At 64.0% G+C, this 23,821-nt stretch carries 22 protein-coding genes and 2 pseudogenes; 16 read left to right on the top strand and 8 right to left on the bottom strand.

Translation table 11 applies throughout. The features are described from left to right. Nucleotides 1-83: 83 nt before the first annotated feature. Nucleotides 84-683 (bottom strand): tetratricopeptide repeat protein, encoded by a 600-nt coding sequence (locus V5B40_RS17970; protein WP_332355767.1) that lies wholly within the window; start codon nt 681-683, stop codon nt 84-86. Between the two features lie 165 nt (nt 684-848). Here V5B40_RS17970 and V5B40_RS17965 point away from each other — a divergent pair, with 165 nt between their 5' ends. After that, on the top strand, nt 849-1,160 hold the full coding sequence (locus tag V5B40_RS17965) for a hypothetical protein (RefSeq protein WP_332355766.1): 312 nt from the start codon (nt 849-851) through the stop codon (nt 1,158-1,160). A 127-nt stretch (nt 1,161-1,287) separates the two neighbouring features. Here V5B40_RS17965 and V5B40_RS17960 read toward each other — a convergent pair whose 3' ends face one another. Further along, on the bottom strand, nt 1,288-2,094 hold the full coding sequence (locus V5B40_RS17960; protein WP_332355794.1) for a substrate-binding periplasmic protein: 807 nt from the start codon (nt 2,092-2,094) through the stop codon (nt 1,288-1,290). A gap of 17 nt (nt 2,095-2,111) precedes the next feature. After that, on the bottom strand, nt 2,112-3,512 hold the full coding sequence (locus tag V5B40_RS17955) for a GntP family permease (RefSeq protein WP_332355765.1): 1,401 nt from the start codon (nt 3,510-3,512) through the stop codon (nt 2,112-2,114). Between the two features lie 344 nt (nt 3,513-3,856). Between V5B40_RS17955 and V5B40_RS17950 the strand changes: the two genes are divergently transcribed. Genes V5B40_RS17950 through dinB form a run of 3 tightly spaced genes read left to right on the top strand, consistent with a single transcriptional unit; the run spans nt 3,857 to nt 6,854 of the window. Beyond that, the gene (locus tag V5B40_RS17950; protein ID WP_332355764.1) at nt 3,857-4,441 is read left to right on the top strand and encodes a DOMON-like domain-containing protein; all 585 of its coding nucleotides are present in this window, start codon (nt 3,857-3,859) and stop codon (nt 4,439-4,441) included. Between the two features lie 11 nt (nt 4,442-4,452). Further along, complete coding sequence (locus V5B40_RS17945) at nt 4,453-5,664, top strand: exo-beta-N-acetylmuramidase NamZ family protein (protein ID WP_332355763.1); 1,212 nt, start codon at nt 4,453-4,455, stop codon at nt 5,662-5,664. After that, entirely contained in the window at nt 5,664-6,854 is a 1,191-nt protein-coding gene (dinB, locus tag V5B40_RS17940) for a DNA polymerase IV (protein WP_332355762.1), read from the top strand. The genes V5B40_RS17945 and dinB overlap by 1 nt, the downstream gene beginning before the upstream one ends. 126 nt (nt 6,855-6,980) lie before the next feature. Here dinB and V5B40_RS17935 read toward each other — a convergent pair whose 3' ends face one another. Next, nucleotides 6,981-7,970 (bottom strand): aldo/keto reductase, encoded by a 990-nt coding sequence (locus V5B40_RS17935; protein WP_332355761.1) that lies wholly within the window; start codon nt 7,968-7,970, stop codon nt 6,981-6,983. Between the two features lie 194 nt (nt 7,971-8,164). On the opposite strand from V5B40_RS17935, the pseudogene V5B40_RS17930 reads away from it, so the two are divergent. The 3 genes and pseudogenes from V5B40_RS17930 to V5B40_RS17920 all read left to right on the top strand — a co-directional run. Beyond that, nucleotides 8,165-8,305, top strand: a pseudogene (locus V5B40_RS17930) (type II toxin-antitoxin system RelE/ParE family toxin); the annotation flags it as partial. Further along, a pseudogene (locus tag V5B40_RS17925) lies at nt 8,302-8,484 on the top strand (addiction module antidote protein); the annotation flags it as partial. The pseudogenes V5B40_RS17930 and V5B40_RS17925, both read left to right, overlap by 4 nt. 41 nt (nt 8,485-8,525) lie before the next feature. Next, nucleotides 8,526-9,653 carry a PQQ-dependent sugar dehydrogenase gene (locus tag V5B40_RS17920; protein ID WP_434735885.1) on the top strand — a complete coding sequence of 376 codons (1,128 nt, stop codon included), beginning with the start codon at nt 8,526-8,528 and terminating at the stop codon, nt 9,651-9,653. Between the two features lie 264 nt (nt 9,654-9,917). Here the strand turns inward: V5B40_RS17920 and V5B40_RS17915 are convergent, their stop codons facing one another. From V5B40_RS17915 to polA, 3 genes are all read right to left on the bottom strand, one after another. Next, nucleotides 9,918-10,448, bottom strand: a complete 531-nt coding sequence (locus tag V5B40_RS17915; protein WP_332355760.1) for a hypothetical protein — start codon at nt 10,446-10,448, stop codon at nt 9,918-9,920. Nucleotides 10,449-10,619: 171 nt separating this feature from the next. Further along, nucleotides 10,620-12,017 carry a glutamate decarboxylase gene (locus tag V5B40_RS17910; RefSeq protein WP_332355759.1) on the bottom strand — a complete coding sequence of 466 codons (1,398 nt, stop codon included), beginning with the start codon at nt 12,015-12,017 and terminating at the stop codon, nt 10,620-10,622. 93 nt (nt 12,018-12,110) lie between these two features. Then, on the bottom strand, nt 12,111-14,894 hold the full coding sequence (gene polA / locus V5B40_RS17905; RefSeq protein ID WP_332355758.1) for a DNA polymerase I: 2,784 nt from the start codon (nt 14,892-14,894) through the stop codon (nt 12,111-12,113). 269 nt (nt 14,895-15,163) lie between these two features. Here polA and V5B40_RS17900 point away from each other — a divergent pair, with 269 nt between their 5' ends. The 8 genes from V5B40_RS17900 to V5B40_RS17865 all read left to right on the top strand — a co-directional run bounded on the left by V5B40_RS17900 (nt 15,164) and on the right by V5B40_RS17865 (nt 20,302). Continuing rightward, nucleotides 15,164-15,514 (top strand): DUF2782 domain-containing protein, encoded by a 351-nt coding sequence (locus V5B40_RS17900; protein WP_332355757.1) that lies wholly within the window; start codon nt 15,164-15,166, stop codon nt 15,512-15,514. 106 nt (nt 15,515-15,620) lie between these two features. Next, nucleotides 15,621-16,586, top strand: coding sequence for a homoserine kinase (locus V5B40_RS17895; protein WP_332355756.1), 966 nt, complete (start codon nt 15,621-15,623; stop codon nt 16,584-16,586). Between the two features lie 33 nt (nt 16,587-16,619). Then, the gene (locus tag V5B40_RS17890) at nt 16,620-17,357 is read left to right on the top strand and encodes a BPSS1780 family membrane protein (RefSeq protein ID WP_332355755.1); all 738 of its coding nucleotides are present in this window, start codon (nt 16,620-16,622) and stop codon (nt 17,355-17,357) included. 17 nt (nt 17,358-17,374) lie between these two features. Continuing rightward, nucleotides 17,375-18,154, top strand: a complete 780-nt coding sequence (locus V5B40_RS17885; protein ID WP_332355754.1) for a BPSS1780 family membrane protein — start codon at nt 17,375-17,377, stop codon at nt 18,152-18,154. After that, entirely contained in the window at nt 18,147-18,821 is a 675-nt protein-coding gene (nadD, locus tag V5B40_RS17880) for a nicotinate-nucleotide adenylyltransferase (protein WP_332355753.1), read from the top strand. Before V5B40_RS17885 ends, nadD begins: the two co-directional genes overlap by 8 nt. 7 nt (nt 18,822-18,828) lie before the next feature. Then, nucleotides 18,829-19,212 carry a ribosome silencing factor gene (gene rsfS / locus V5B40_RS17875; RefSeq protein ID WP_332355752.1) on the top strand — a complete coding sequence of 128 codons (384 nt, stop codon included), beginning with the start codon at nt 18,829-18,831 and terminating at the stop codon, nt 19,210-19,212. Beyond that, nucleotides 19,209-19,679, top strand: coding sequence for a 23S rRNA (pseudouridine(1915)-N(3))-methyltransferase RlmH (rlmH, locus tag V5B40_RS17870; RefSeq protein ID WP_332355751.1), 471 nt, complete (start codon nt 19,209-19,211; stop codon nt 19,677-19,679). Before rsfS ends, rlmH begins: the two co-directional genes overlap by 4 nt. Continuing rightward, nucleotides 19,679-20,302, top strand: a complete 624-nt coding sequence (locus V5B40_RS17865; RefSeq protein ID WP_332355750.1) for a Maf family protein — start codon at nt 19,679-19,681, stop codon at nt 20,300-20,302. The genes rlmH and V5B40_RS17865 overlap by 1 nt, the downstream gene beginning before the upstream one ends. 38 nt (nt 20,303-20,340) lie before the next feature. Here the strand turns inward: V5B40_RS17865 and ubiB are convergent, their stop codons facing one another. Then, entirely contained in the window at nt 20,341-21,888 is a 1,548-nt protein-coding gene (gene ubiB, locus V5B40_RS17860; RefSeq protein WP_332355749.1) for a ubiquinone biosynthesis regulatory protein kinase UbiB, read from the bottom strand. 138 nt (nt 21,889-22,026) lie between these two features. On the opposite strand from ubiB, the gene argS reads away from it, so the two are divergent. Continuing rightward, nucleotides 22,027-23,811, top strand: coding sequence for an arginine--tRNA ligase (argS, locus tag V5B40_RS17855; protein WP_332355748.1), 1,785 nt, complete (start codon nt 22,027-22,029; stop codon nt 23,809-23,811). Nucleotides 23,812-23,821: the final 10 nt, after the last annotated feature.

Genomic DNA, 23,821 nt, shown 5'->3' with positions numbered 1-23,821 from the left:
TGGATGAGGTTGACCGGCGATCACAGTAAAGCCGGCGAGGAAAATGATGATAATACGACACGCGGCGGCTGGCGTCCGGTCGCTCAGAAAGGCATTTCGGGAACAAGCGGGCCAAGATCATCTTCTCGCCCGACGTCACGCACCAACCTGGCAGCGAGTTTGGCGTCAAAGTTGACCAGGCGTTCGACGACCTCCTCGAGCTGTTGCGGACACGCCGCGTGATGACAGGCCATTCCCCACAGGTAGTAGGCATCAGCATGCATCGGTTGCAATTCGACCGCGTGCGCAAACGCTTCCGCCGCTGCGGCATGTTCGCCGAGACGAGCATGCGCCAGTCCCCTTCCGTACCACGCACGATCGAGCGCCGGCTTGCGACGCAGCGCCTCGGAGAACGCAGCAATCGCCGCGCGCGAAGAGCCCGCCTGCTCAAGGACGAAACCATGGTTGTAATACAGATCAGCATCGTCGGGCGCCAGGCGCAGACATTCCGCAAACCATTTGTCGGCCGCCGCGTAACGCTTGCTCTCGGCCGCGATACACGCCAGATGACGTGCCGACGGCAGGTCGTCGGGCTGCAAACGATGGGCGATCAGATATTCGGCAAAAGCTTTTTCATCGCGCCCGCAGAGACGCCACAACGAGGCCCGGGCATAATGTCGCCGATACTCGAAATTGACGCTCATCACAGTCGAGATCCCCGGATCATGAAAGTCATGACCGCCCCCCCCTCTTCCTCCGGCCCTTCTCCCGCGGGGGGAGAAGGGGGGATTCGTGAGTCGCTTAAGCGACTTTTACATTAATCTGCCCACACCACCGCAGCAAGGCTTAGAAGATAGCGCGAAGATACCATGAGCATGATTCACCCCGATCTGTTTGTCGTCTCCATCTTGCGTGCGCTGGTCGAGGTCGCCCTGCTCTCGCTGCTCGGGCAAGGTGCGGTGGCACTGCTCGCGGGCGCCAGACGTGCCAGCAATCCGATCTATCGGCTGTTCGAGGTGATTACCCGACCGGTGCTTGGCGTGTGCCGCTGGCTAACACCGAAAGTGGTCCTCGACCGGCACCTCCCCTTTGTTGCGTTTTTCCTGAGCTTCTGGCTGTGGATCGTGCTCGCCTACGTAAAGCGTCTGCTCTGCGAGCTGCACGGCCTGAGCGCTTGCTGAGTGCCAAAGCGGGTCGCGCGCCAGCAGCCTCCGTGTTCCTGCCATGCCATGGCAAGTCCAAAAACCCGTCGCCGTACGGACCACACTCGAGGCCAGTCGGCGAAGCCCGCCATGAGTCGAAACTGCCTCAGTTGGTCCACACCGGCTGGCTGAAACGCCGCCGCAGGTCATCGGGTATCGGCTCGATCTTCAGACGATTGTATTGGTCGGCAATGCGCTGATAGGTGCCGTCGGCCTTCACTTCCTCAAGAGCCTTTTGCCATTTCTGCACTTCCGCGTCGGGCAGATCTTTCGAGCCGGCGAGGTAGATCCCGCTCTCGCGCACGATCTCGCCAAAGTTGAGCGCCTCGAGGTTGCCGCCGACCTCGCGCATGCCGTAGATGATCATCAACCGCGGTGCGAGCCAGGCGTCGATCCGCCGCTGCTGCATCTGGCGCGCGTTCATCCACTCCTCATGATGGGGCCGGATACGCTTGAAGCCGCGCTCTTCGAGCAGCGCTTCGGCGCCAGAGTTGCTGAGCACGCCGATCGGGCGATCCTTGACCTTGTCGAGGCTCGCCACGTCGATGCCGGCGCCGCCGACGACAACCAGATCGTCGGCGTAGAGCTTTGCCAGCCAGCTGTACTTGTCTTCCCGCTCGGGACTGCGGGTCAGGGCCAGGATGCCGATGTTCGGCTGCGTCTGAGCGATACGCTGCGCTGCGTCCCAGGGCATGAACTCGATGACGCCGCTGTGGCCGACGCGCTTGGCCATTTCGCTCACCAGCTCATAAACAAAACCCTGCTTTACGCCAGGTGTGTCGCCGACGCTGACCGGCGGGATCTGGAAAGTATAGGGCGGCAGTTCCGCGGCCAGCAGACGAAGCTCATCCCGTTCTCTTGCACCCAGATGCGGCGCCCAGGCCAGCAGCGCGGCGAGGAAGACGATAAGCATGCGCACGGGCTTGCTCCTCAAAAAGTGCCGAACATACCGTTGAGGACGATCACCACCACCATCGCCGTCAGCGGAAAGATAGCCGAGACCATGAAAATGTCGAAGTAGGACTGCCTGTGATTCATCTGACAGATGGCCAGCAGAGTAATCACCGCGCCGCTGTGCGGCAGCACGTCAAGCCCTCCCGAAGCGAGCGTCGCGACGCGATGCAGAATCTGCGGGCTGATGCCGGCCGCCTGCGCCAGCTCCAGGTAGGTCTGCCCGACGGCCTGCAGGGCGATGCTCATGCCGCCCGAGGACGATCCGGTAATACCGGCGAGGACGTTGACCACGATTGCCAGGCCAATGATCGGGTTATCGGTCAGGGTCATCAGCCAGTCCCGGACGAGCAGGAAAGAAGCCAGACTGGCGATCACCGCGCCATAGGCGACCTCGGAACCGACGTTGAGGATCGGCAGCATCGAACCGAGCGCGCCATCGGTCACCGACTGGCGAACGTTCTGGAAGCGCTTCCAGGTCAGGCCGATGAGCACGACACAGGCAATCAGCATGGCCATGATGATCGACCAGATGCCACCGACCGCCGATACCGTTGTCTTGCCGTACTTGGGCAGCGCCAGGTAGTCGGAATCCATTGCCGGGACCACGTATTTGCTGAACACGAAGTTGAGCACCAGCACCAGCAGGATCGGCATGATCGCCACTGCGAAGGAAGGCATCTGACCCGCCGGCGTCGGCGTTGGACTGGCTGCCACCTTCTCCTGGGCGTGGTCGCCATAGCCTTCCCCGGCAAGGCGCGCACGCCGCGCGCGAAACATCAGCCAGGCGCTGCCGCAAACGAACATCACCAGGGCGGCGATGATGCCCAAACCGGGCGCGGCGAAGGTATCGGTATGAAAGTAGGGGATCGGGATGGCGTTCTGAATGGCCGGCGTACCCGGCAGTGCCGTCATCGTGAAAGTGAAGGAACCGAGCGCGATGGACGCCGGGATCAGCCTTTTCGGCAGGTTTCCCTCGCGGAACATCTGCATGGCGACCGGGAAGACGGCGAAAGCAACGACGAAAAGCGACACACCGCCGTAAGTGAGGACAGCGCAAGCCAGGATAATGGCGATGATCGCGCGTTCTCTGCCGGTCCACTCGACGATCTTGTGAGCGATGGTCTGCGCGCAGCCGGAGTCGTCCATCAGCTTGCCGAAGACGGCGCCCAACAGGAACAGCGGGAAGAATTTGATCAGGTAGTTGCCCAGTGCGGGCATGAAGACCTGTGTGTAGGTCGCGATGACCGGAGCGTCGAGCGAGCCAAAGAGCAGCCCGACGGTGGCACAGATCGGCGCCAGGACGATCACGTTCCAGCCCCGATAGGCGAGGCCGATCAGCAGCGCCAGCGAAAGTACAATCCCCAGAATACCGAACACAGGCACCTCCATGTTTTTGGTTAGACGTCCCAGCGCTGCGAGGCGCACTATCTACCCGTTTTGCGTGGCCAGTCAATTACAATCAATTACAAATCTACAAAAAAAAATCTTGAACTTTAATGGTCATGACATGTCCCGCACAGCGCGTGCGCCGGAACAAGGCCGGGACCGATCACAATACTTGCAGTGTCGTAGCGAGCCTTCCGCTCTCCAGCTTCCCGGCTCACGACCGCTACAGCCCGTTGCGTTGCGCCAGGGCTTGCGACAACATAGACACCTACTGCTTCTGAAACACGACCAGCGGCAGCGCGCCGATCGCTTTGCCAAAACGCCCTTCCTCCGCCATGTTTCCGACTGAATTCACGCACAGCTTGCGCCCGCACCCCGCCACTCCGGCACCTGTCGTGCGCAGCATCGAAGTGTGCGCGACATGGCGCACGGACGGCCATCTCGAACTGGCCTGGTGCCTGCGCGGCGACATGGCGCGCTTGCTGATTCCCGAGCCGCGCACGCCGGACTGCACCGACGGCCTATGGGAACACACCTGTTTCGAGGCCTTCGTCGGCGTCGCCGGCGATGCGGCTTACCGCGAGTTCAACTTCTCGCCGTCCGCTCAATGGGCCAGCTATGCGTTCTCCGCCTACCGCCAGCGAGAGCCAGCGATCATCGCCTTCACGCCGCCGCAAATCGTCGCCAGGCTGTCTGCCGGCCGCCTGGAAATCGAGGCCATCATTGCGCCGGCCGACCTGCCGCCGATGGCCGCCACGGCAAGGCTGCAGATCGCTCTGGCAGCGGTTGTCGAAGCCGCCGATACGATCGACGGCTGCCACAGCTACTGGGCCTTGCAGCATCCGGCGGCGCTGCCCGATTTTCATCACCGCGATGGCTTCACGCTCGAACTGTCGACATCGCCGCCCTCTCCTGCCTGAAGGAAAACCACATGCCCGCCATCGAGTTCGGACTCGACCGCCTGCTCAAGGACCCGCAACTGCGCAAGCCGCTACGCGGCCGCCGACTGGCACTGGTCGCCCACCCGGCGTCGGTCAGCGCCGACCTGAGACACGCGCTCGACGCCCTCGGCGCGCTGCCCGAGCTAGGCTTGAGCGCTGCCTTCGGGCCGCAGCACGGGCTGCGCGGCGACAAGCAGGACAACATGGTCGAGTCGCCCGACTTCGTCGACCCGGTGCATGGCATCCCGATATTCAGCCTGTACGGCGAGGTACGCCGTCCGACGCCGGCGATGATGGACCATTTCGACATCCTGCTGATCGACCTGCAAGACCTCGGCTGCCGCATCTACACCTTTATCACCACCCTGCGCTACCTGCTCGAAGCCGCGGCCGAGCACGGCAAGGAAGTGTGGATTCTCGACCGCCCGAACCCCGCCGGCCGCCCGCTCGAAGGATTGCTGCTGCGCCCGGGCTGGGAAAGCTTCGTCGGCGCCGGGCCGCTGCCGATGCGCCACGGCCTGACGATGGGCGAACTCGCCGGCTGGTTCGTCACCACCCTGGACCTCGACATCGAGTGCACGATCATCGCCATGCACGACTGGGCGCCGACGACCGCGCCCGGCTACGGCTGGCCGAGCGAGCAGCGCAGCTGGATCAACCCCAGCCCGAACGCTCCGAACCTGTCGATGGCGCGCTGCTACGCGGGCACCGTCATGCTCGAAGGCACGACGCTCTCCGAAGGACGTGGCACGACGCGTCCCCTGGAGCTTTTCGGCGCACCCGACATTGACGCCGAGCAACTGCTAAAAACCATGCACGTCCTGGCACCGGACTGGCTGCTCGGCTGCCGGCTGCGCACCTGCTGGTTCGAGCCGACTTTCCACAAGCACGCCGGCAAGCTCTGCCAGGGAATACAGATCCACGTCGACGACGCCCACTACCAACACCCCCGGTTTCGCCCGTGGCGGCTGCAGAGCCTGGCTTTCAAGGCGCTGCGGCAAGTGCAGGCAGACTACCCGCTATGGCGCGATTTCCCTTACGAATACGAACACGAGCGACTGGCCATCGACCTGATCAACGGTTCGCCCCTGCTGCGCGAATGGGTCGACGATCCGGCGGCAACACCGGCCGACCTCGACGCCCTGAGCCGCGCCGACGAAGATCGGTGGGAAGAAGAACGCCAGGCATTCCTGCTCTACTGATGCCGGTCACTGACGCACAGGCCGATACGCCGCCAGCGCGCCGAATCGCCCATCTCGACATGGACGCTTTCTACGCCTCGGTGGAGTTGCTGCGCTACCCGGAGTTGCGCGGCCTGCCGCTGGTGATCGGCGGCAGTCGTGCGCAGCAGCCGCTGCCGCTCGCCGACGGCAGGCGCCGTTTCGCGCGCCTGCGCGACTACGCCGGCCGCGGCGTGATCACCACCGCCACCTACGAAGCGCGCGCCCTCGGCGTCTTTTCGGCGATGGGCATCATGAAAGCCGCCAAGCTGGCGCCGGACGCAATTCTCCTGCCGGTCGATTTTCCCGCCTACCGACACTACTCGCGCCTCTTCAAAGCCGCCGTGGCGCAGCTCGCGCCGCACATCGAAGACCGCGGCATCGACGAGATCTACATCGACCTCAGCACGCTCGCCGACGACAGCCGACTACTCGCGCAGCGCATCAAGGACGCGGTGCGCGCGGCCACCGGGCTGTCGTGCTCGATCTGCGTCGCAGCCAACAAGCTGCTCGCCAAAATCGGCTCCGACCTCGACAAGCCGGACGGCCTGACACTGCTGAACGCGGAAGACCTCACCCAGCGCATCTGGCCGCTGCCCGCGCGCAAGATCAACGGCATCGGCCCCAAGGCCAGCGAGCGGCTGGCCGGGCTCGGCATCCACAGCATCGGCGAACTGGCGCAAGCCGAAGCCGGTTTCCTGCAGCAGCACTTCGGCCGCAGCTATGGCCGCTGGCTGCTCGCCGCCGCGCACGGCATCGACGAGCGCGCACTGAGCACCTCGTCCGAACCGAAATCGATCAGCCGCGAAACGACTTTCGAGCGCGACCTGCACCCGCGTGACGATCGCCCGGAACTGAGCGAAATTTTCACGGCACTGTGCACGCGCGTCGCCGAGGATCTGCGCCGCAAGGACTACCAGGGCCGGACGATCGGCATCAAGCTGCGCTTCGCCGACTTCCAGACCGTCACCCGCGACCTGACCCTACCCGCCGCCACCGACGATGCGCAGGCCATCCGCCGTGCCGCCGGCAAATGCCTGCGGCGCGTGCCGCTCGACCGCAAGCTGCGCCTGCTCGGAGTGCGGGTCAGCGCGCTGTCGGCACGCGGCGCGGCGCAGGACCCACCACCACCTCGACAGGGCGAACTGGCACTGAGCGGAGAGCTCCGCTGAGGACGGTCCGAGTAGCTGATCGTCCTTGCGGAAGCGCCAGGCAGGGCTCTGCAACGTGCGCCCGGCAAACATAGCGCAGGCGACGACCGAGTGCTTCCACCCGGCGACGGCTCGTCGCAGCGACCCTCAGCGATTAACTGTGCCCATCATGTTCGCCGGGTAGCGCTCGCCGGCGGCGGCGTTGAACGGGAAGGCCTCATCCAGCGCCGCCAGCTGCGCTGCCGTCAGGCGAACGGTGAGCGCGCCGACATTTTCGTCGAGATACTTGCGCCGCTTGGTACCGGGGATCGGAACGATGTCGTCCCCCTGCGCGAGCACCCAGGCCAGCGCAAGCTGGCCCGGCGTGCAGCCGATCTCGGCGGCCAACACCCTGACCTGCTCGACCAGCGCCAGATTACGCGTGAAGTTCTCGCCCTGGAAACGTGGGCTCGAACGCCGGTAATCGTCGGCAGCGAAGTCCTCGGGGCGCGTAATCGCCCCGGTCAGGAAACCCCTGCCGAGCGGGCTGTAGGGAACCAGGCCGACGCCAAGCCGCCGGCACGTGGCCAATATTTCGGCTTCAGGGTCACGCGACCACAAGGAATACTCACTCTGCAACGCCGTGATGGGGTGCACCTTGTGCGCGCGTTCGAGCGTGCTGGCGGAGGCCTCGGACAAGCCGATGTAGCGCAGCTTTCCGGCCAGAACAAGCTCGGCAAGCGCGCCGACCGTGTCTTCGATCGGCACCTTGGGGTCGACGCGATGCTGGTAATAGAGATCGATGGTCGTCACCCCGAGGCGCCGCAGGCTGCCTTCGACCGCGCTGCGCACGTACTCGGGACGGCTGTCGAAACCGCGCACGGAGACATCGTTCGGGTCACGCAGGATGCCAAACTTGGTCGCCAGGAAGACTTCGCTGCGCCGCTCCCTGATTGCCCGCCCGACGAGTTCCTCGTTGGTATGCGGGCCGTACATGTCGGCGGTGTCGAGAAAGTTGATGCCGAGATCCAGCGCGTGCTGGATGGTGGCGATCGATTCCTTGTCGTCGCGCCCGGTGTAGAAATCGCTCATCCCCACGTACCCCAGACCAAGCGCCGATACCCGCGGGCCGTCACGGCCCAGTTGTCGCGTTTCCATCGAAGCCTCCGAGGCAATAAAAGCATAGACTAGCACGTGCCACTCAGCGGTCAAGCCAAGGTTTTCGAGCTGAGGCCGCAGGGATGTTCGTCGTTTGTCGCGGTGCCGGAGCCCGCCCAGCCCGAGCCGCACAACAGATTTGGCGCCACCTTGTCGCAGCGCCATCGAAATCCGAGCACTCTCCGCAATTACCCGGGCCGGGCTATGGCGTGTACTTCACTCGTCGTGGCGATGTGGTCTATCTGCTTTTCTTGGGAGGAAATAAATCCTCCCAAAAGCGCGACATCAAGCGCGCGAGTGAAATGGCGCGAGCCATAGAGAAGGAGCAATCATGAGCAAGTACGCCCATTTTGATGCTGCTGACTATCTCGACGATGAAGAAACCATCGCCGCGTATCTGACTGCGGCGCTTGAAGACCCGGACCCCGATGTTTTTCTCACTGCAGTGAGGGACATCGCACGAGCAAAGGGCATGACCCAACTGGCTAAAGATGCAGGCCTGGGCCGCAACAGCCGGCCCGACAACGCCGCCGGGAAGATGTGAGGAATTTTGCGATGTGCAGAATCTATAGTTGCCTGGTGCTTGCTTTGGCCGTGCTCCCGATGCGCCTGGCGGCGGATGAGTTGCCGCTGCAGCGCATCCAGTTGCCACCGGGTTTCAGCATCGAGACCTGGGCGCGTGTCGACAACGCCCGGCAGATGGCCCTCGGGCGTCACGATGAGCGTGGCGGCACGCTTTTCGTCGGTTCGATGCAGGCCGGGAAAGTGCATGCGCTGAGCTTCGGCGCCGACTACCAGGTGCAGCGTGTGACGCTCATTGCCAGCGGACTGCAGCGCCCGGTCGGCGTCGCCTACAAGGATGGGAGTCTTTACGTCTCGGCGGTGAACCGCATCCTGCGTTACGACCATGTTGAGCAAGGCCGGCAAGACCCGGCGCGTCCGCCAGAGGCCGTGCTGGTAACTGACCGGCTGCCGACCGAGACCCATCATGGCTGGAAATTCATCGCCTTCGGCCCGGATGGCAAACTCTATGTACCGGTCGGCGCACCGTGCAATATCTGCGAACCCGATCCGCGACGCTACGCCAACATTCTGCGCATGAATGACGATGGCAGCTGCTGGGAAACAGTGGTCAGGGGAGTGCGTAATAGCGTCGGCTTCGACTGGCAGCCGCAGACCGGCGATTTGTGGTTCACCGACAACGGCCGCGATCTCCTTGGCGACGACCTGCCGCCCGACGAACTCAACCACGTCGCACGGGCGGGCATGCATTTCGGCTATCCGTACTGCCATGGGGGCGATTTGCCCGATCCGGAATTCGGCGCCCGGCGACGCTGCGACGAGTTCGTCGCGCCGGCGCAGAAGCTGGCGCCGCACGCCGCTGCGCTGGGCATGCGCTTCTACACCGGGACGATGTTCCCCGCGCAATACCACCAGCAGATTTTCATCGCCGAACACGGCTCGTGGAACCGTTCGCGGAAAATCGGCTACCGGGTAACGCTGGTACGTCTGCGTGGCGAGCAGGCGATTGCCTACGAAACTTTCGCCAGCGGCTGGCTCGATGCTGAAGATGGCGAGAGCGTCTGGGGACGCCCCAGCGACGTGCTGGTGTTACCCGACGGCTCCTTGCTGGTGGCCGACGACCACGCCGGAGCGATCTATCGCATCACTTATCGCCGCTGAACTGTCGGCCATGCGCCTAACAATCATGACCATCGATACAACCGAGATCATCAAAGTCATGACCGTTTTCCCTCCACTTGCAGTGCGCATTCCGGCTTGCACGCCGGAATCGTTCGACCGGCCGGGCGCATGCGCCCAGAATTCCCCGTCTCACCCCCGACCCTTCTCCCGCTAGGGGAGAAGCAACCGTGTTCGTGAGTCGCTTGCGCGACTTTCACATTAACTGTGCGCCATGCCCGTGCAAGGAGTCATGCAAGGTTTTCGTCATTGACTGCAAGGGGGTTGCACACCACCTGGCCCCGCCAGATTCGGGTGCTGCCCCGTTGAGTGCACAATGCCGGTGCTGGCGTCGAACATGACGTCAAAAAACTCCTGGGCATTCCAGGCGTTGCAGAACAACCATGACCAGGCGAGCTGATTGCTCCGCGAGTAGAACTGTGTCCATTGCGATCCCGAAGGACCAAGAATGCGCAACACCTGATCCTTGCTCATTCCCGCCTGGACGCGTGCAAAATTCTCGACGTTCAGCACCTTTTCGATGCGCTGGAGCTTGCCATCCGGCCCAACATACGCCATGAAAGTCTGCGTGCCGGCCGGCCCGCGCGGGTAGGCCAGTTGCTCGCTGCCATCGGGATTCTTCCAGACCATCGCCGGCGACCCCATCGAGGCCATGACCTCCGGCAAGGTCGACACCCCGGGCTTGAGATTACTGCCGCTGTAACCGGCGCACGCGGCAACAAGCAGAACACTGAAAACCAGCAGACCACGTCGCCATCCTGAAGAGTTACGTTCCATCTCACCTCCATGCTCGAAAAAAGTTGAGTTCAAGTCGACTATGCGCCTGTTGTTGCGCCTTGAAGCCGACCGAAAATCCGGCGCAATCTGGTACGTTCTTTTCCGGCAATCGCCTAAGCGTTGCTGGAAGCGGTGGCGTGCCGGGTAAACTCGACGCAAACGCAGCCTTCCTCAGTGATGAAAGCCGGAAGCTTCTGCGGCGCTCAGCGGCACCGACAGCCGGTGTTTGGCGAAGTAGTCGAGTGCGCGCCGGATGTCTTCCACCAGCAGCGTCGCCAGGTCGCGGCTAACTCCGTGCCGCACCAGGATGCGCTGGATTGCCAGATCCTGACGATTGGCCGGCAAGGCATAGGCGGGCACTTGCCAGCCACGACTGCGCAGGCGGTCAGCCAGATCGTAAAGGCTGAAGCCCGGATCGGCGTCCTCCTTCATTTTCCAGCACACGGCCGGGATCCCGGCCTCGCGATCGCCGCCGTAAATGATCTCGAAAGGCCCGAGCTCGGCGATTCTGGCGGCCAGGTAAGCGGCCGTATCGTAGCAGGCGCCGTGGATCTTGGCGTAGCCCTCCCTGCCCAGACGCAGGAAATTGTAGTACTGGCAAACGACCTGCCCGCCCGGCCGCGAGAAGTTCAGGGCGATGTCGCGCATGTTGCCACCCAGGTAATTCACCCAGAAGACCATTTCATCGGGCAGGTCTGCGGCTTCCCGCCAGATGACCCAGCCGACACCGAGCGGCGACAGACCGAACTTGTGGCCCGAGGTATTGATCGACTTGACACGCGGAATACGGAAATCCCAGACCAGATCCGGCGCACAGAAAGGTGCCAGAAAACCACCGCTGGCGCCGTCGACATGCATCGGGATGTCCAGGCCCTGCTCTTCTTGCAGCTGATCAAGCGCGTCGGCGACCGCCTTGACCGGCTCGTACTGGCAGGTGAAGGTCACCCCCAAGGTTGGCACGACGCCGATCGTGTTCTCGTCACAGCGCTTGAGCACTTCCTCGGGAGTCATCAGCAGACGTTCGCCTTCGAGAGGAATCTCGCGCAGCTCGATGTCCCAATAGCGGGCGAACTTGTGCCAGCAGATCTGCACCGGGCCGGTAATCAGATTCGGCTTGTCGATCGGCTTGCCGGCGGCTTTTCGTTGGCCCTCCCAGCGCCGCTTCATGGCCATACCACCAAGCATCGCCGCTTCGCTCGAACCGGTCGTCGAGCAGCCGACGGTGTTCGCCGCCGTCGGCGAGTTCCAGAGATCGGCGAGCATATGCACGCAGCGGGCCTCGATTTCGGCGGTCTGCGGGTACTCGTCCTTGTCGACCATGTTCTTGTCCATGCACTCATCCATCAGTTGATGGATTTCGGGCTCGGCCCAGGTCTGACAGAAGGTCGCCAGGTTCTGCCGCGCGTTGCCGTCGAGCATCAACTCGTCATGGACCACCGAGTAGGCATGGCGCGGATCGTGTTCCGACGCCGGAAATTTGTACTTGGGCATGCTGACCGACAAATCGGCCGAGGCGTACACCTGGTCCTCGAGTTTCTCGCGAATGCCTTCTTTCTCATGTAGGGGCATGCTGTTGTGCCTTTCGCTGTTGGATGAAATACGTCGCGTGCTGCGTTCTGATCCGGCGTCGCGCTAAGCGAAGCGCTGCCGCCTGCCCTGGCCTCAGTGCGCCTGGTCCCAATTGGCGCCGACGCCGACATCGACCACTAGCGGCACGCGCAGTGTCGCCCAGTCAGTCATCAGGCGCGGCAACTCGGCGCGCACACGCGCCAGCTCGCCGTCGGGCACTTCGAGCACCAGCTCGTCATGCACCTGCATCAGCAAGCGCGTTTGCAGGCCCTCGGCGTCCAGCCAGCCCTGCACGACGATCATCGCCGACTTGATCAAGTCGGCCGCCGAACCCTGCATCGGCGCATTGATCGCCGCCCGTTCGGCCCCCTGGCGACGCGCAGCCTGGCTGGAGCGAATCTCCGGAAGCCATAGGCGACGCCCGAAAACGGTGTCGACGTAACCCTGCGTGCTGGCCATCTCGCGCGTCCTGGCCATGTAGCTGGCGACCCCGGGGTAACGCGCAAAATAGCGCTCGATATAGGCTTGTGCGGCGCTGCGTTCGAGGTCCAGTTGCCGGGCCAGTCCGAAAGCGCTCATGCCGTAGATCAGGCCAAAGTTGATGACCTTGGCGACGCGCCGCTGATCCGGGCCGACGTCGCCCGCACTGACGCCGAAAATCTCGGCAGCGGTTGCCCGATGCACATCCTCGCCCTGCGCGAAAGCTTCAAGCAGACGCGGGTCCTCCGAAAGATGGGCCATGATCCGCAGTTCGATCTGCGAATAGTCCGCCGCTACAAGCGAGCTTCCGCCGGGAGCAATAAAGGCCGCGCGGATGCGCCGTCCTTCGCGCGTGCGCACTGGGATGTTCTGCAGGTTGGGATCGCTCGACGCCAAGCGGCCGGTGACCGCAACCGCCTGCGCGTAACTGGTATGCACGCGTCCGCTCTGGGCATTGACCATTTTCGGCAGCTTGTCGGTATAAGTACCTTTGAGCTTGGCCAGCTGTCGCGATTCGAGCAGGATCTTGGGCAGCGGGTAGTCGAGCGCCAACTCCGAGAGCACTTCTTCGTCAGTCGAAGGCGCCCCCGAAGGCGTTTTCTTCTTCACCGGCAGACCCAGCGTACCGAAAAGGATTTCGGCCAGCTGCTTCGGCGAGTTGACATTGAACGGCTGCCCGGCGGCCGCGTGCGCTTGCGCTTCGAGCTCGAGCAGACGCTTGCCGATCTCGCCACTCTGTTCGCTGAGCAACTGCGCATCAATCAGCACGCCGGTCCGCTCCATGCGGAACAGGATCTCGCGCACCGGCATCTCGATCGTTGCGTAGACTCGCGCCAGACCCGTATCGGCGGTGATCTGCGGATAAAGCCTGGCGTGCAGCCGCAGGCACAGATCGGCATCCTCTGCAGCATATTCGGCGGCCTGCTCGATCGCCACCTGGGCAAAGCTGATCTGCTTGGCGCCCTTGCCGCACAGCGCTTCGTAGGGGATCGTCGCCAGCCCGAGATGGCGCGTCGCCAGGCGACCGAGGTCGTGGCCGCGGGCGCCGTCCTTGCCCGATTCGAGGACGTAGGATTGCAGCAGCGTATCGTGCACGACGCCGGCCAGTTTGATACCGTGGTTGGCCAGAACATGCTGGTCGTACTTGAGGTTCTGACCGATCTTGGCGTGTTTGGTGGATTCCAGCCAGGGCTTCAGACGCGCCAGCGTTGCCTCGCACGGCAACTGGTCCGGCCCGCCGGGATAACAATGGGCCAGCGGCAGGTAGGCCGCTTCGCCTTCGGCGACCGCCAGAGAGACGCCGACGATGCGCGCTGCGCAGGGGTCGAGACTGGTGGTTTCGGTATCCAGGGCAGTCAGCGGGCTGGCGTCGATCTTCGCCAGCCAGCGCTCGAATGCCGCCTCGTCGAGGATGGTTTCGTAGTTCGCTCGATGCGCGTCATCGGACAAAAGGCTCGGCTGCGCGGGCTGGGCAAGCGGCGGCAGCGGCGTGCCGCCCACCAGCGCGCTCGGCGGCGCGGCCGTCGCTGCTCCGCCCGGCGGCCCCTCCTGAATGTCCCGCAACCAGGAACGCATTTCGTAGTGCGCAAACAGCTCGGCGAGGCGTTCGCGGTCGACCGGGCGCGGCCCGAGGTCGGCCACTGCCAGAGGCAGTTCGAGGTCGCAGCGAACAGTGACCAGGCGCTGCGCCAGCGGCAGGAAGTCAAGCGCACGACGCAGATTCTGACCGACGGCGCCACCCATATCGGCAGCGGCGGCAATGACGCCGGCGAGCGAACCATGCTGGTTGAGCCACTTGACCGCCGTCTTGGCACCGACTTTGTCGACGCCGGGCACGTTGTCGACGGAATCGCCGACCAGCGCCAGGTAGTCGACGATGCGCTCGGCTGGAACGCCGAACTTGGCGAGCACGCCGGCTTCGTCGAGCACTTCGCTGCTCATGGTGTTGACCAGCTGCACCTGCGGACCGACCAGTTGCGCCAGATCCTTGTCGCCGGTCGACACCACCACGCTGACGCCCTGCGCCGCTGCCTGCTGCGCCAGCGTGCCGATCACGTCGTCCGCTTCAACCCCGTCGACGATTAACAGCGGCCAGCCCAGCGCGGCGATGGCGGCATGCAAGGGCTCGATCTGGGACACCATGTCCGCGGGCATCGGCGGCCGATTGGCCTTGTACTGCGGGTACCAGTCGTCACGAAAAGTCTTGCCCTTGGCGTCGAAAACACAGGCTTTGTAAGCCACGTCGCGTGCCTGGTAGTCGCTTTCCAGTCGGCGCAACATATTCAGCACGCCATGCAGCGCACCGGTCGGCTCGCTGCGCGTCGTGCGCAGATCGGGCATGGCGTGGAAGGCACGGTAAAGGTAGGACGATCCGTCGACCAGGAGCAGAGTAGGCATCAGCGGGCCACGAGCGAGAAGAAAGAACTGCGGAAGAAGCACGAGCCAAACACTTGTTCGCCCCATCGCCAGGCCGCAGGAAAATCGCTGTCCGACGCTGTGATGCTGACGAATCGGCAAACATTATCGCAGACTTCGGCGAGGCCTCCGCGATCAGCGACATTACTGCCGACTACTTGCGAGTCTTGTACGCGCTTGTACTCGCTTGTACTCGCATCGACTTTGAACGATGATACTCACCGTTGGCTCAACCATCCGGAAACATCCCCATGCGTCGCATCTCATCGGCCCTCTTCGTACCATTTCTTCTGGCATTAGCTGCCCTGCCCGCTCTCGCGCAGGAGAGAAGCGATCTGCAGCCCTTGCCCGCCGTCCCGCCACCGCCGCCGGAAATGGCGCCGTTCGACGAGAGCCTGGAACCCGAGGTGACGATCAAGAAACGTGAAGGCGACACCATCGAGGAGCACCGCATCAACGGCAAGCTGTTCAAGATCAAGGTAACCCCCGCCCACGGCGTTCCCTACTACCTGATCGACCGCAACGGCGACGGCAACTTCAGCCAGACGACGATGGGCTCGGCCGATGTCAGCGTCCCGCAATGGGTGATCGGCACCTTCTGACGCGCTGGCGCTCACGTTCGCCTGCTGGCCCGCTTTTACCAACGCGTCTGCCAACGCCCCAGCCAATCAATCCTCCGCCCCCTTTTTCACAGCTCTCGGGAGAGCCATGTCGGTATTCACCCAGCTGACGACCGCGCAGGCGGCCGCCTGGCTCGAAGCCTATGCTCTGGGAAACCTCGAAGCGCTGACCGGGATCGCCGAAGGCGTGCAGAACTCCAACTTCTTCCTGCGCACCAGCCGCGGCGACTACGTGTTGACTCTCTTCGAAGAAGTAACGCCCGAGCAGGCCCCGTTCTACATTCAGCTGCTGGCCCATCTGGCGGCGCAGGGCTTGCCCTGCCCGGCTCCGGTCGCCAACCGCCGCGGCGAATTGTTGACCACCCTCGGCGACAAACCGGCGGTCATCGTCAGCCGCCTTGCCGGGCGCTCTGAAGACACGCCAAACCTGGCGCAGTGCGCCGCAGTGGGCGGCCTGCTGGCCGCGCTGCACCTCGCCGCGCGCTCCTTCCCGGCGCCGCAAAGGCATCAGCGCGATATCGACTGGTGCGCAAGGGTGGCCGTCGAGATCGACTCCTGCCTCGCTGAAGACGACGCCCGGCTGCTGCGCGACGAGTTGCGCCAGCAACGGGCCCTGCGCCCGGACGATCTGCCGCGCGGGCTGATTCACGCCGATCTTTTTCGCGACAACGTCCTGTTCTCGGGCGATCGCGTCAGCGGCGTGCTCGACTTCTACTTCGCCGGCGTCGACGACCTGCTTTTTGATCTGGCGGTGACGGTCAACGACTGGTGCGTGAGCGCCGACGCGGCGCTCGACAGCGAACGCTGCGCTGCCCTGCTCGGCGCCTATGACGCCCAACGACCGCTGTTGCCCGCCGAGCAAGCGGCATGGCCGACACTGCTGCGCGCTGCGGCGCTGCGCTTCTGGGTCTCACGCCTGCAGGACTACCATTTGCCGCGAGCCGGAGACCTGGTCGTTCAGCGTGACCCGGACGCCTACCGCTCGATCCTGCTGGCGCGCATCGCGTCGGGCAGCAAGGTGCCCTGGCTTGCCTCGCCCGCTCAGGGCGACTAGCATTTGCACTCTATTCTCGACACGAGCATGCGCATGCCCTCCTTCCCTATCCCGGCGCCGCAGTTCAACGGAACCTCCCGCCGCGTCGCGGCCGGCAGCGCGCTGAACTGGCTGAAGCAGGGCTGGGCCCTGTTCATCGCCAATCCCGGGGCCTGGATCGCGATGATGGTCATCGTTATCGTCATCTACATCGGCCTGGCGATAGTCCCCTTGATTGGCCCACTCGCCGCCCACCTGCTGACGCCGGTGCTGGCGGCCGGCATGCTGGTCGCCTGCCACAAGCTGGCGCGTGAGCAGGGGCTCGAAATCAGCGACCTCTTCGCCGGTTTCCAGCAGCACACGGCGGCATTGCTGACGCTCGGCGTGCTGTACATGCTGGCCATGCTGGTGCTGTTCGTGCTGGTGATGCTGCTCGCCGGCGGCGGCATGGCCGGCGCCATGATGATGCAAAGCCCCATGGCGGCCGGCATCGCTTTCGGCGGCGTGGCGCTGGCCGGGCTGCTCTGGCTGCTGCTCTCGGTGCCCATCGTGATGGCCATCTGGTTTGCCCCGGCGCTGGTCATTTTCAACGCCATGCAGCCGGTCGACGCGCTCAAGGCAAGCTTCAACGCCTGCGTCAGGAACGTCGTCGAGTTTCTGATCTATGGCCTCCTGGTCATGGTCCTGTGTTTTTTTGCCGCACTGCCGGTTGGTCTCGGCTTCCTGGTCCTCGGACCGGTCCTGGCCGGCTCCGTGTATGCTTCGTACCGTGACATTTTTCTCGCCGCCTGAACGCAACTGACGACAACATGCAAGCACTGACTCTTAACGCGGCGCACGGCTGGCGCTGGCTGGCCGAAGGCTTCCGGATTTTCCGGAAGAACCACCTCATGCTGACCTTCCTGGTCGTCAGCTACTGGATGCTGATGGCCATCGTCAATGTCATCCCGATGATCGGCACCATCGCCACCACGCTGTGCATCCCGGCTTTTTCGGTCAGTCTGATGAACGCCTGCCGGAACATCGACGAAGGTGGACCGCTGGGCCCGCAAACCCTGTTCTCGGGTTTTCAGAAGAACCCGCGCGCACTGATCACCCTGGGCGCCATTTACCTGGCGGCCACGGTCGGCATTCTCGCCATCTCGTCACTCGCCGATGGCGGCGCGCTGATGCAACTGATGCTCGCCGGCCACACGCCGAATGCAGAGGTGCTCGCCAGTGGCGACGTGATGCTCGCCCTGCAGGTGGCGCTGATTCTCCTCTGCCCGCTGATCATGGCTTACTGGTATGCGCCAATTCTTGCCGCCTGGCATGGACTGTCGCCGGCCAAGGCGCTGTTCTTCAGTTTCATCGCCTGCGCCCGCAACTGGCGTGCTTTCCTGGTCTATTCACTGGCCCTCCTGGTCGCCGCAACGCTGCTCCCGGGGCTGTTGCTCGGCACCCTCGCCGCGCTGCTGCCGGACGGCGCGGCGCTGCTGACCGTCGTGCTCACCGTCTTGCTGGTCCTCATCCTGGCACCAACCCTGTTCGCCAGCTTCTACGTCAGCTACCGGGATGTCTTCGTCACGGCTACGGAAAGCGATGCCTGAGGAGCAAGGCGAGCGGCCACTGGGAATTTTTGGCGGTACTTTCGACCCGGTTCATTGCGGGCACCTGCGGCTCGCCGAAGAAGCGGCCGACCATCTCCGGCTGGCCGCCGTGCGCTGGATTCCGGCCGGGCAGCCGCTGCTGCGCGCAGCACCCCAGGTGAGCGCGCGCCACCGTCTGGCCATGGTGCGTCTGGCCACAGCCGGGAATCCCGGCTTCGAAGTTGACGCCGCCGAAGTCGACGCCGCCCAGGCGAGTTACACCGTGCTCACCCTCGAACGCCTGCGCCAGGCCGATCAACCGGGCAAGCGGCGACCACTGGTCCTGCTGCTCGGTGCCGACGCTTTCGCCGCCCTGCCCGACTGGCACCGCTGGCAGTCGTTGCTCGAACTGGCGCACATCGGCGTCGCCCACAGACCCGGCTTTCCGATCGACGTCGGCAAGCTGCCGGAAGCGCTGGCCGCCTGCTATCGTGAACGCTTGTGCACGCAGCCGGCGGCCTTGCACGAATCGGCAGCCGGCCGTATCGCCACTTTTGCAATGACCCCGCTGGGTATTTCGGCAACACAGATTCGCACGCTGCTGGCAAGCGGCAGCAGTCCGCGCTATCTGCTCCCCGACGAAGTCATCGCTTACATCCGCAAGCACAACCTTTACCCGGAGTACTGACTCGCCAATGAAACTCGCGCAGCTGGAAAAACTCGTCGTCGACGCGCTCGAAGACATCAAGGGCCGTGACATCGAAGTCATCAACACCACCAAACTGACCTCGCTATTTGACGCCATCGTCGTCGCCTGCGGCGACTCGAACCGCCAGGTCAAATCACTGGCCCGCAACGTCCAGGACAAGGCCCGCGAAGCGGGCGTTCATGTCCTCTCCTGCGAAGGCGAAGAAAGCGGCGAATGGGTACTGGTCGACCTTGGCGATGTCGTCGTCCATGTCATGCAGCCGGCGATTCGCAGTTACTACCGACTTGAAGAACTGTGGGGCGGCAAAGGCCCGGAGCGGGTCCGCCGGGCGAGCGCAGTGACCAAAGAGGCGGCCGCCGGCGACGCATGAAGCTGGCTATTCTTGCCGTCGGCCACAAGCCGCCCGCATGGGTCGCGCAAGGCTGTGCCGAGTACCTCAAGCGCATGCCGCGCGAACTGCCCCTGGCGATCGTCGAGATCAAGCCCGAAGCGCGCGGCGCGAAAACCCGCGAGCAACTGCTGGCCGCCGAAAAGACCCGCCTGCTGGGCGCGCTGAACGGCTATCAGCGACTGATCGTCCTCGACGAACGCGGCGCCGACCTGAGCACCGCGCAGCTTGCCGAACGCCTGCAGGGCTGGATGCGTAGCGGCGGCGCGACGGCTTTCGTGATCGGCGGCGCCGACGGCATCGACGCCGAGCTCAAGGGGCAAGCCGATGAAAGCATTCGCCTCTCGAGCCTGACCCTGCCGCACGCCGTCGCCCGGCTAATCCTCTGCGAACAGCTCTATCGCGCCATCAGCGTCGTTCGCAACCACCCCTACCACCGGCAAGGCTGATGTCATTCTCTTTGCAGCACCCACGGGTGCACCTGGCGTCGCGCAGCCCGCGCCGACGCGAATTGCTGACCCAGATCGGCGTCGGCTTCGACACCATCGCCTTCCGCGACGCTCAACGCGGCGACCCGGAACTCGACGAAACGCCGCTGCCCAAGGAAGCGCCGACGGCCTACGTCGAACGCGTCGCGCGCAACAAGGCGAGCCTCGGCTGGCGCATCGTCAACTGGCGCGGACTGCTGCTGCAGCCCGTGCTGGCTGCCGATACGAGCATCGAACTGGCGGGAGAACTGATTGGAAAACCGCTCGACGTCGACGACGCGCGGCGCATCCTGCGCCGCCTTTCCGGCCAGACACACCGCGTACTGACCGCCGTCGCGGTCAGCTTCGAGGAGCGCACCGAACTCCTCAGCTCGATCAGCGAAGTGCGTTTTCGCGAACTCGATAAGGACGAGATTGCGCGCTACGTCGCCAGCGGCGAGCCGATGGACAAAGCCGGCGCCTACGGCATCCAGGGGCGGGCGGCAATGTTCGTCGAACGTCTCGCCGGCAGCTACAGCGGCGTAATGGGGCTGCCGCTGTGCGAAACGGCGCAGCTTCTGAAGCGCTTCGGCTACCAGATGTAACAGGCCAAGCGCGCGGGCGTCGTTGGCGAGCGCGTTTTTTAGCCGAGCTGCGGGCCGAAATACTGGCTGAGCAGCAGCGCCGTCAGGAGGACGACGATGATCGCCAGCAAGCGGTTCTGCTGGCGCTGCGTGCGCACCAGTTTCGCCAGCTGCGGCGCCACCTCGGGCGCCACTGGCCGGGCCAGTGCCTGGTGCACCAGACGCGGCAGCTGCGGCAGCATGCGCGCCCAGTTTGGCGCCTCCTGCTCGACGCCACGGCGGAAGGCACGCCGGCCTACCTGTTCGTTCATCCAGCGTTCAAGGAAGGGCTTGGCGGTTTTCCAGAGGTCGAGATTGGGATCAAGCTGACGGCCGAGGCCCTCGATATTGAGCAGCGTTTTCTGCAACATAACCAGCTGCGGCTGGATCTCGACGTTGAAGCGGCGCGAGGTCTGGAACAGCCGCAGCAACACGCGACCGAAGGAGATTTCGTGCAGCGGGCGGTCGAAGATTGGCTCACAGACGGCGCGCACGGCGGCTTCGAACTCGTCGGCGCGGGTATCGGGCGGCGCCCAGCCGGCTTCGATGTGTGCCGTCGCCACGCGCTTGTAGTCGCGCTGAAAAAAAGCAAGGAAGTTCTGGGCCAGGTAGTTCTTGTCGGTGTCGGTCAGCGTCCCGACGATGCCGAAGTCGAGCGCGATGTAGCGGCCGTGGTGCTCCGCGTCGGTGGCGATGAAAATGTTGCCGGGGTGCATGTCGGCGTGAAAGAAGCCGTCACGGAAAACCTGCGTGAAGAAGATCTCGACGCCGGCGCGGGACAAGGCCGGCAGGTCGATGCCGGCGACGATCAGCGCCCCGGTCTGACTGATCGGGATGCCACGCATCCGTTCCATGACCATCACCGTCGTCGTGCACTGATCCCAGTACACTTCGGGAACCTGCAGCAACTGCGAGCCGTGGAAGTTGCGCCGCAGCTGCGAGCAGTTGGCGGCTTCGCGCATCAGATCGAGTTCGTCATAAAGGTACTTGGCAAACTCGGCAACGACTTCGCGCGGCTTCAGCCGCTTGCCGTCCGACCATACCGTTTCGAGTAATCCGGCCAGGGTGTCGAGGAGCGCCAGATCATTGGCGATGACGCTGCGCATTTCCGGACGCAGCACCTTGACCGCCACCTCCTGGCCGCCGTCTTCGGGACGCAGGCGCGCGAAGTGCACCTGCGCAATCGACGCACTGGCGACCGGCGTCGCGTCGAATTCGGCAAACACTTCGCTGGCCGGTCGGCCGTAGGCGGCCTCGATTTGCGCCAGCGCCAGTTCGGACGAGAACGGCGGCACGCGATCCTGCAATTTGGCCAGTTCATCGGCAATGTCCGGGCGCAGCAGGTCGCGCCGCGTCGACAGCACCTGCCCGAACTTGACGAAAATCGGCCCCAGAGCTTCAAGGGCCAGACGCAGACGAACCGCCGATGGCGTATCGAAGCGGCGCCAGAAGTGCAACGTCCGCGATAGCGCGGCCAGACGCCCGCTGGGCTCGTGTTCGAGAATCATCTCGTCGAGACCGAAGCGGCTGGCAATACTGAGGATTTTGGCGAGGCGGAAAAGTCGCACGGAAAAGGGGCGCCCTGTGGTCGGCAAAGTGTCGAGTTTACACAGAAACGAGCTGCATCGCGCCGGCTATCGTCGCTGCTCGAGCCCTGGCAACGTATAATCGGCCGCTTGACCGAATCCACGACCCGACGCGCCCTGATGAGCCAAGACCTGAAATCCCACCTTGCCGAGCTGATGCGTGCCGCACTGCGCAGCGTTGCGCCGGCCGAGGTGGCTACGAGCGAAATCCACATCGAAAGGCCAAAACAGGCCACGCATGGCGATTTCTCCTGCAACCTGGCAATGCAGCTGGCGCGCACGCTGAAACGCAATCCCCGCCAGCTGGCGCAGCTGCTGCTGGCCGAATTGCCGAAGTCGGCACTGCTCGGCAGCGCCGAAATCGCCGGCGCCGGCTTCATCAACTTTCGCCTGCACCCCACTGCCCGGCTCGAAGCCGTGCGCCGCGTCCTCGAGGACGGGCCGTCCTTTGGCTGCTCGACAGTCGGCGGCAGGAAGAAAGTGCTCGTCGAATTCGTTTCCGCCAACCCGACCGGGCCGCTGCATGTCGGCCACGGCCGCGGCGCAGCCTACGGAGGCAGCCTCTGCAAGCTGCTCGCCTGCGCCGGCTGGGAGGTGACCAGCGAATACTACGTCAATGATGCCGGTCGGCAGATGGACATTCTGGCCGTGTCGACCTGGCTGCGCTATCTGGCACTGGCCGACCACGGAAGCATCGCCAGCGAGCCAATCCCTTTTCCGAGCAACGCCTACAAGGGCGCCTATGTCACAGAGATGGCCAGGCAGTTGCTGGCGACGCAGGGCGAGCGCTATCTGCGTTCGGCAGCCAGCGCCATCGCCGGCACTCCCGGCCTGCCCGACCCCGCGCGCACCGACGGCGAAGCTGCGCAGCAGCGCGAAGCGCATCTCGATGCCCTGATTGCCAATGCCAAACAGCTGCTCGGCGGCGACTGGAAAGAACTGCACAACTACGTGCTCGGCGAACAGCTTGCCGACTGCCGCAGCGACCTCGAAGAGTCGGGAGTACATTTTGACGTCTGGTTTTCCGAAGAATCGCTGTTCGCAACCGGATTGGTGGCCCGCTGCGTCGAGCAACTCGATAAAGCGGGACATCTCTACCAACAGGACGGCGCCTGCTGGTTCAGGTCGACCGCTTTTGGCGACGAGAAAGATCGCGTCGTGCAACGCGAAAATGGCCAGTACACCTACTTTGCGTCGGATATCGCCTATCACCTCAACAAGTACGACCGCGGTTTTCAGCGGCTCATCAATGTCTGGGGTGCCGACCATCACGGCTACATCCCGCGCGTCAAAGGCGCCCTCGCGGCGCTCGGGCGCGATCCCGAAGGGCTGGATGTGGCGCTGGTTCAGTTTGCAGTGCTCTATCGCTCGGGGCGCAAGGCGCAGATGTCCACCCGTTCCGGCGAGTTCGTAACCCTGCGCACCTTGCGCGAAGATGTCGGCAACGACGCCTGTCGCTTCTTCTACGTTCTACGCAAGTCCGACCAGCACCTCGATTTCGACCTCGACCTGGCCAAGAGCCAGTCCAACGAGAACCCGGTCTACTACATTCAGTACGCGCATGCTCGCGTCTGCTCGCTGCTGGCCCTGTGGGGAGGCGAGCCGCAAACGCTCGCCAGCACCGATCTCGGCTGCCTGGATGGCAGCCATGAACTGGCGCTCGCCGCCCGACTGGGCGAATTCCCGGAGACCGTCGAGACCGCCGCCGGCGAACTGGCGCCACACCTGATCGCTTTCTATCTCAAGGAACTGGCGGCCGAATTTCACAGCTACTACAACGCCGAACGAATGCTGGTTGATGAACCCGCGCTGCGCGATGCGCGCATCGCGCTGGCGGCGGCGGTCAGGCAAGTGATTCGCAACGGCATGGCGATTCTCGGCGTCAGCTGCCCCGAATCGATGTAATCAAAGGAAC

It is taken from the genome of Candidatus Accumulibacter meliphilus, assembly GCF_036625345.1.
GTDB classification, from domain to species: Bacteria; Pseudomonadota; Gammaproteobacteria; order Burkholderiales; family Rhodocyclaceae; genus Accumulibacter; species Accumulibacter meliphilus.
This window is presented reverse-complemented; position numbering and strand designations above follow the sequence as displayed.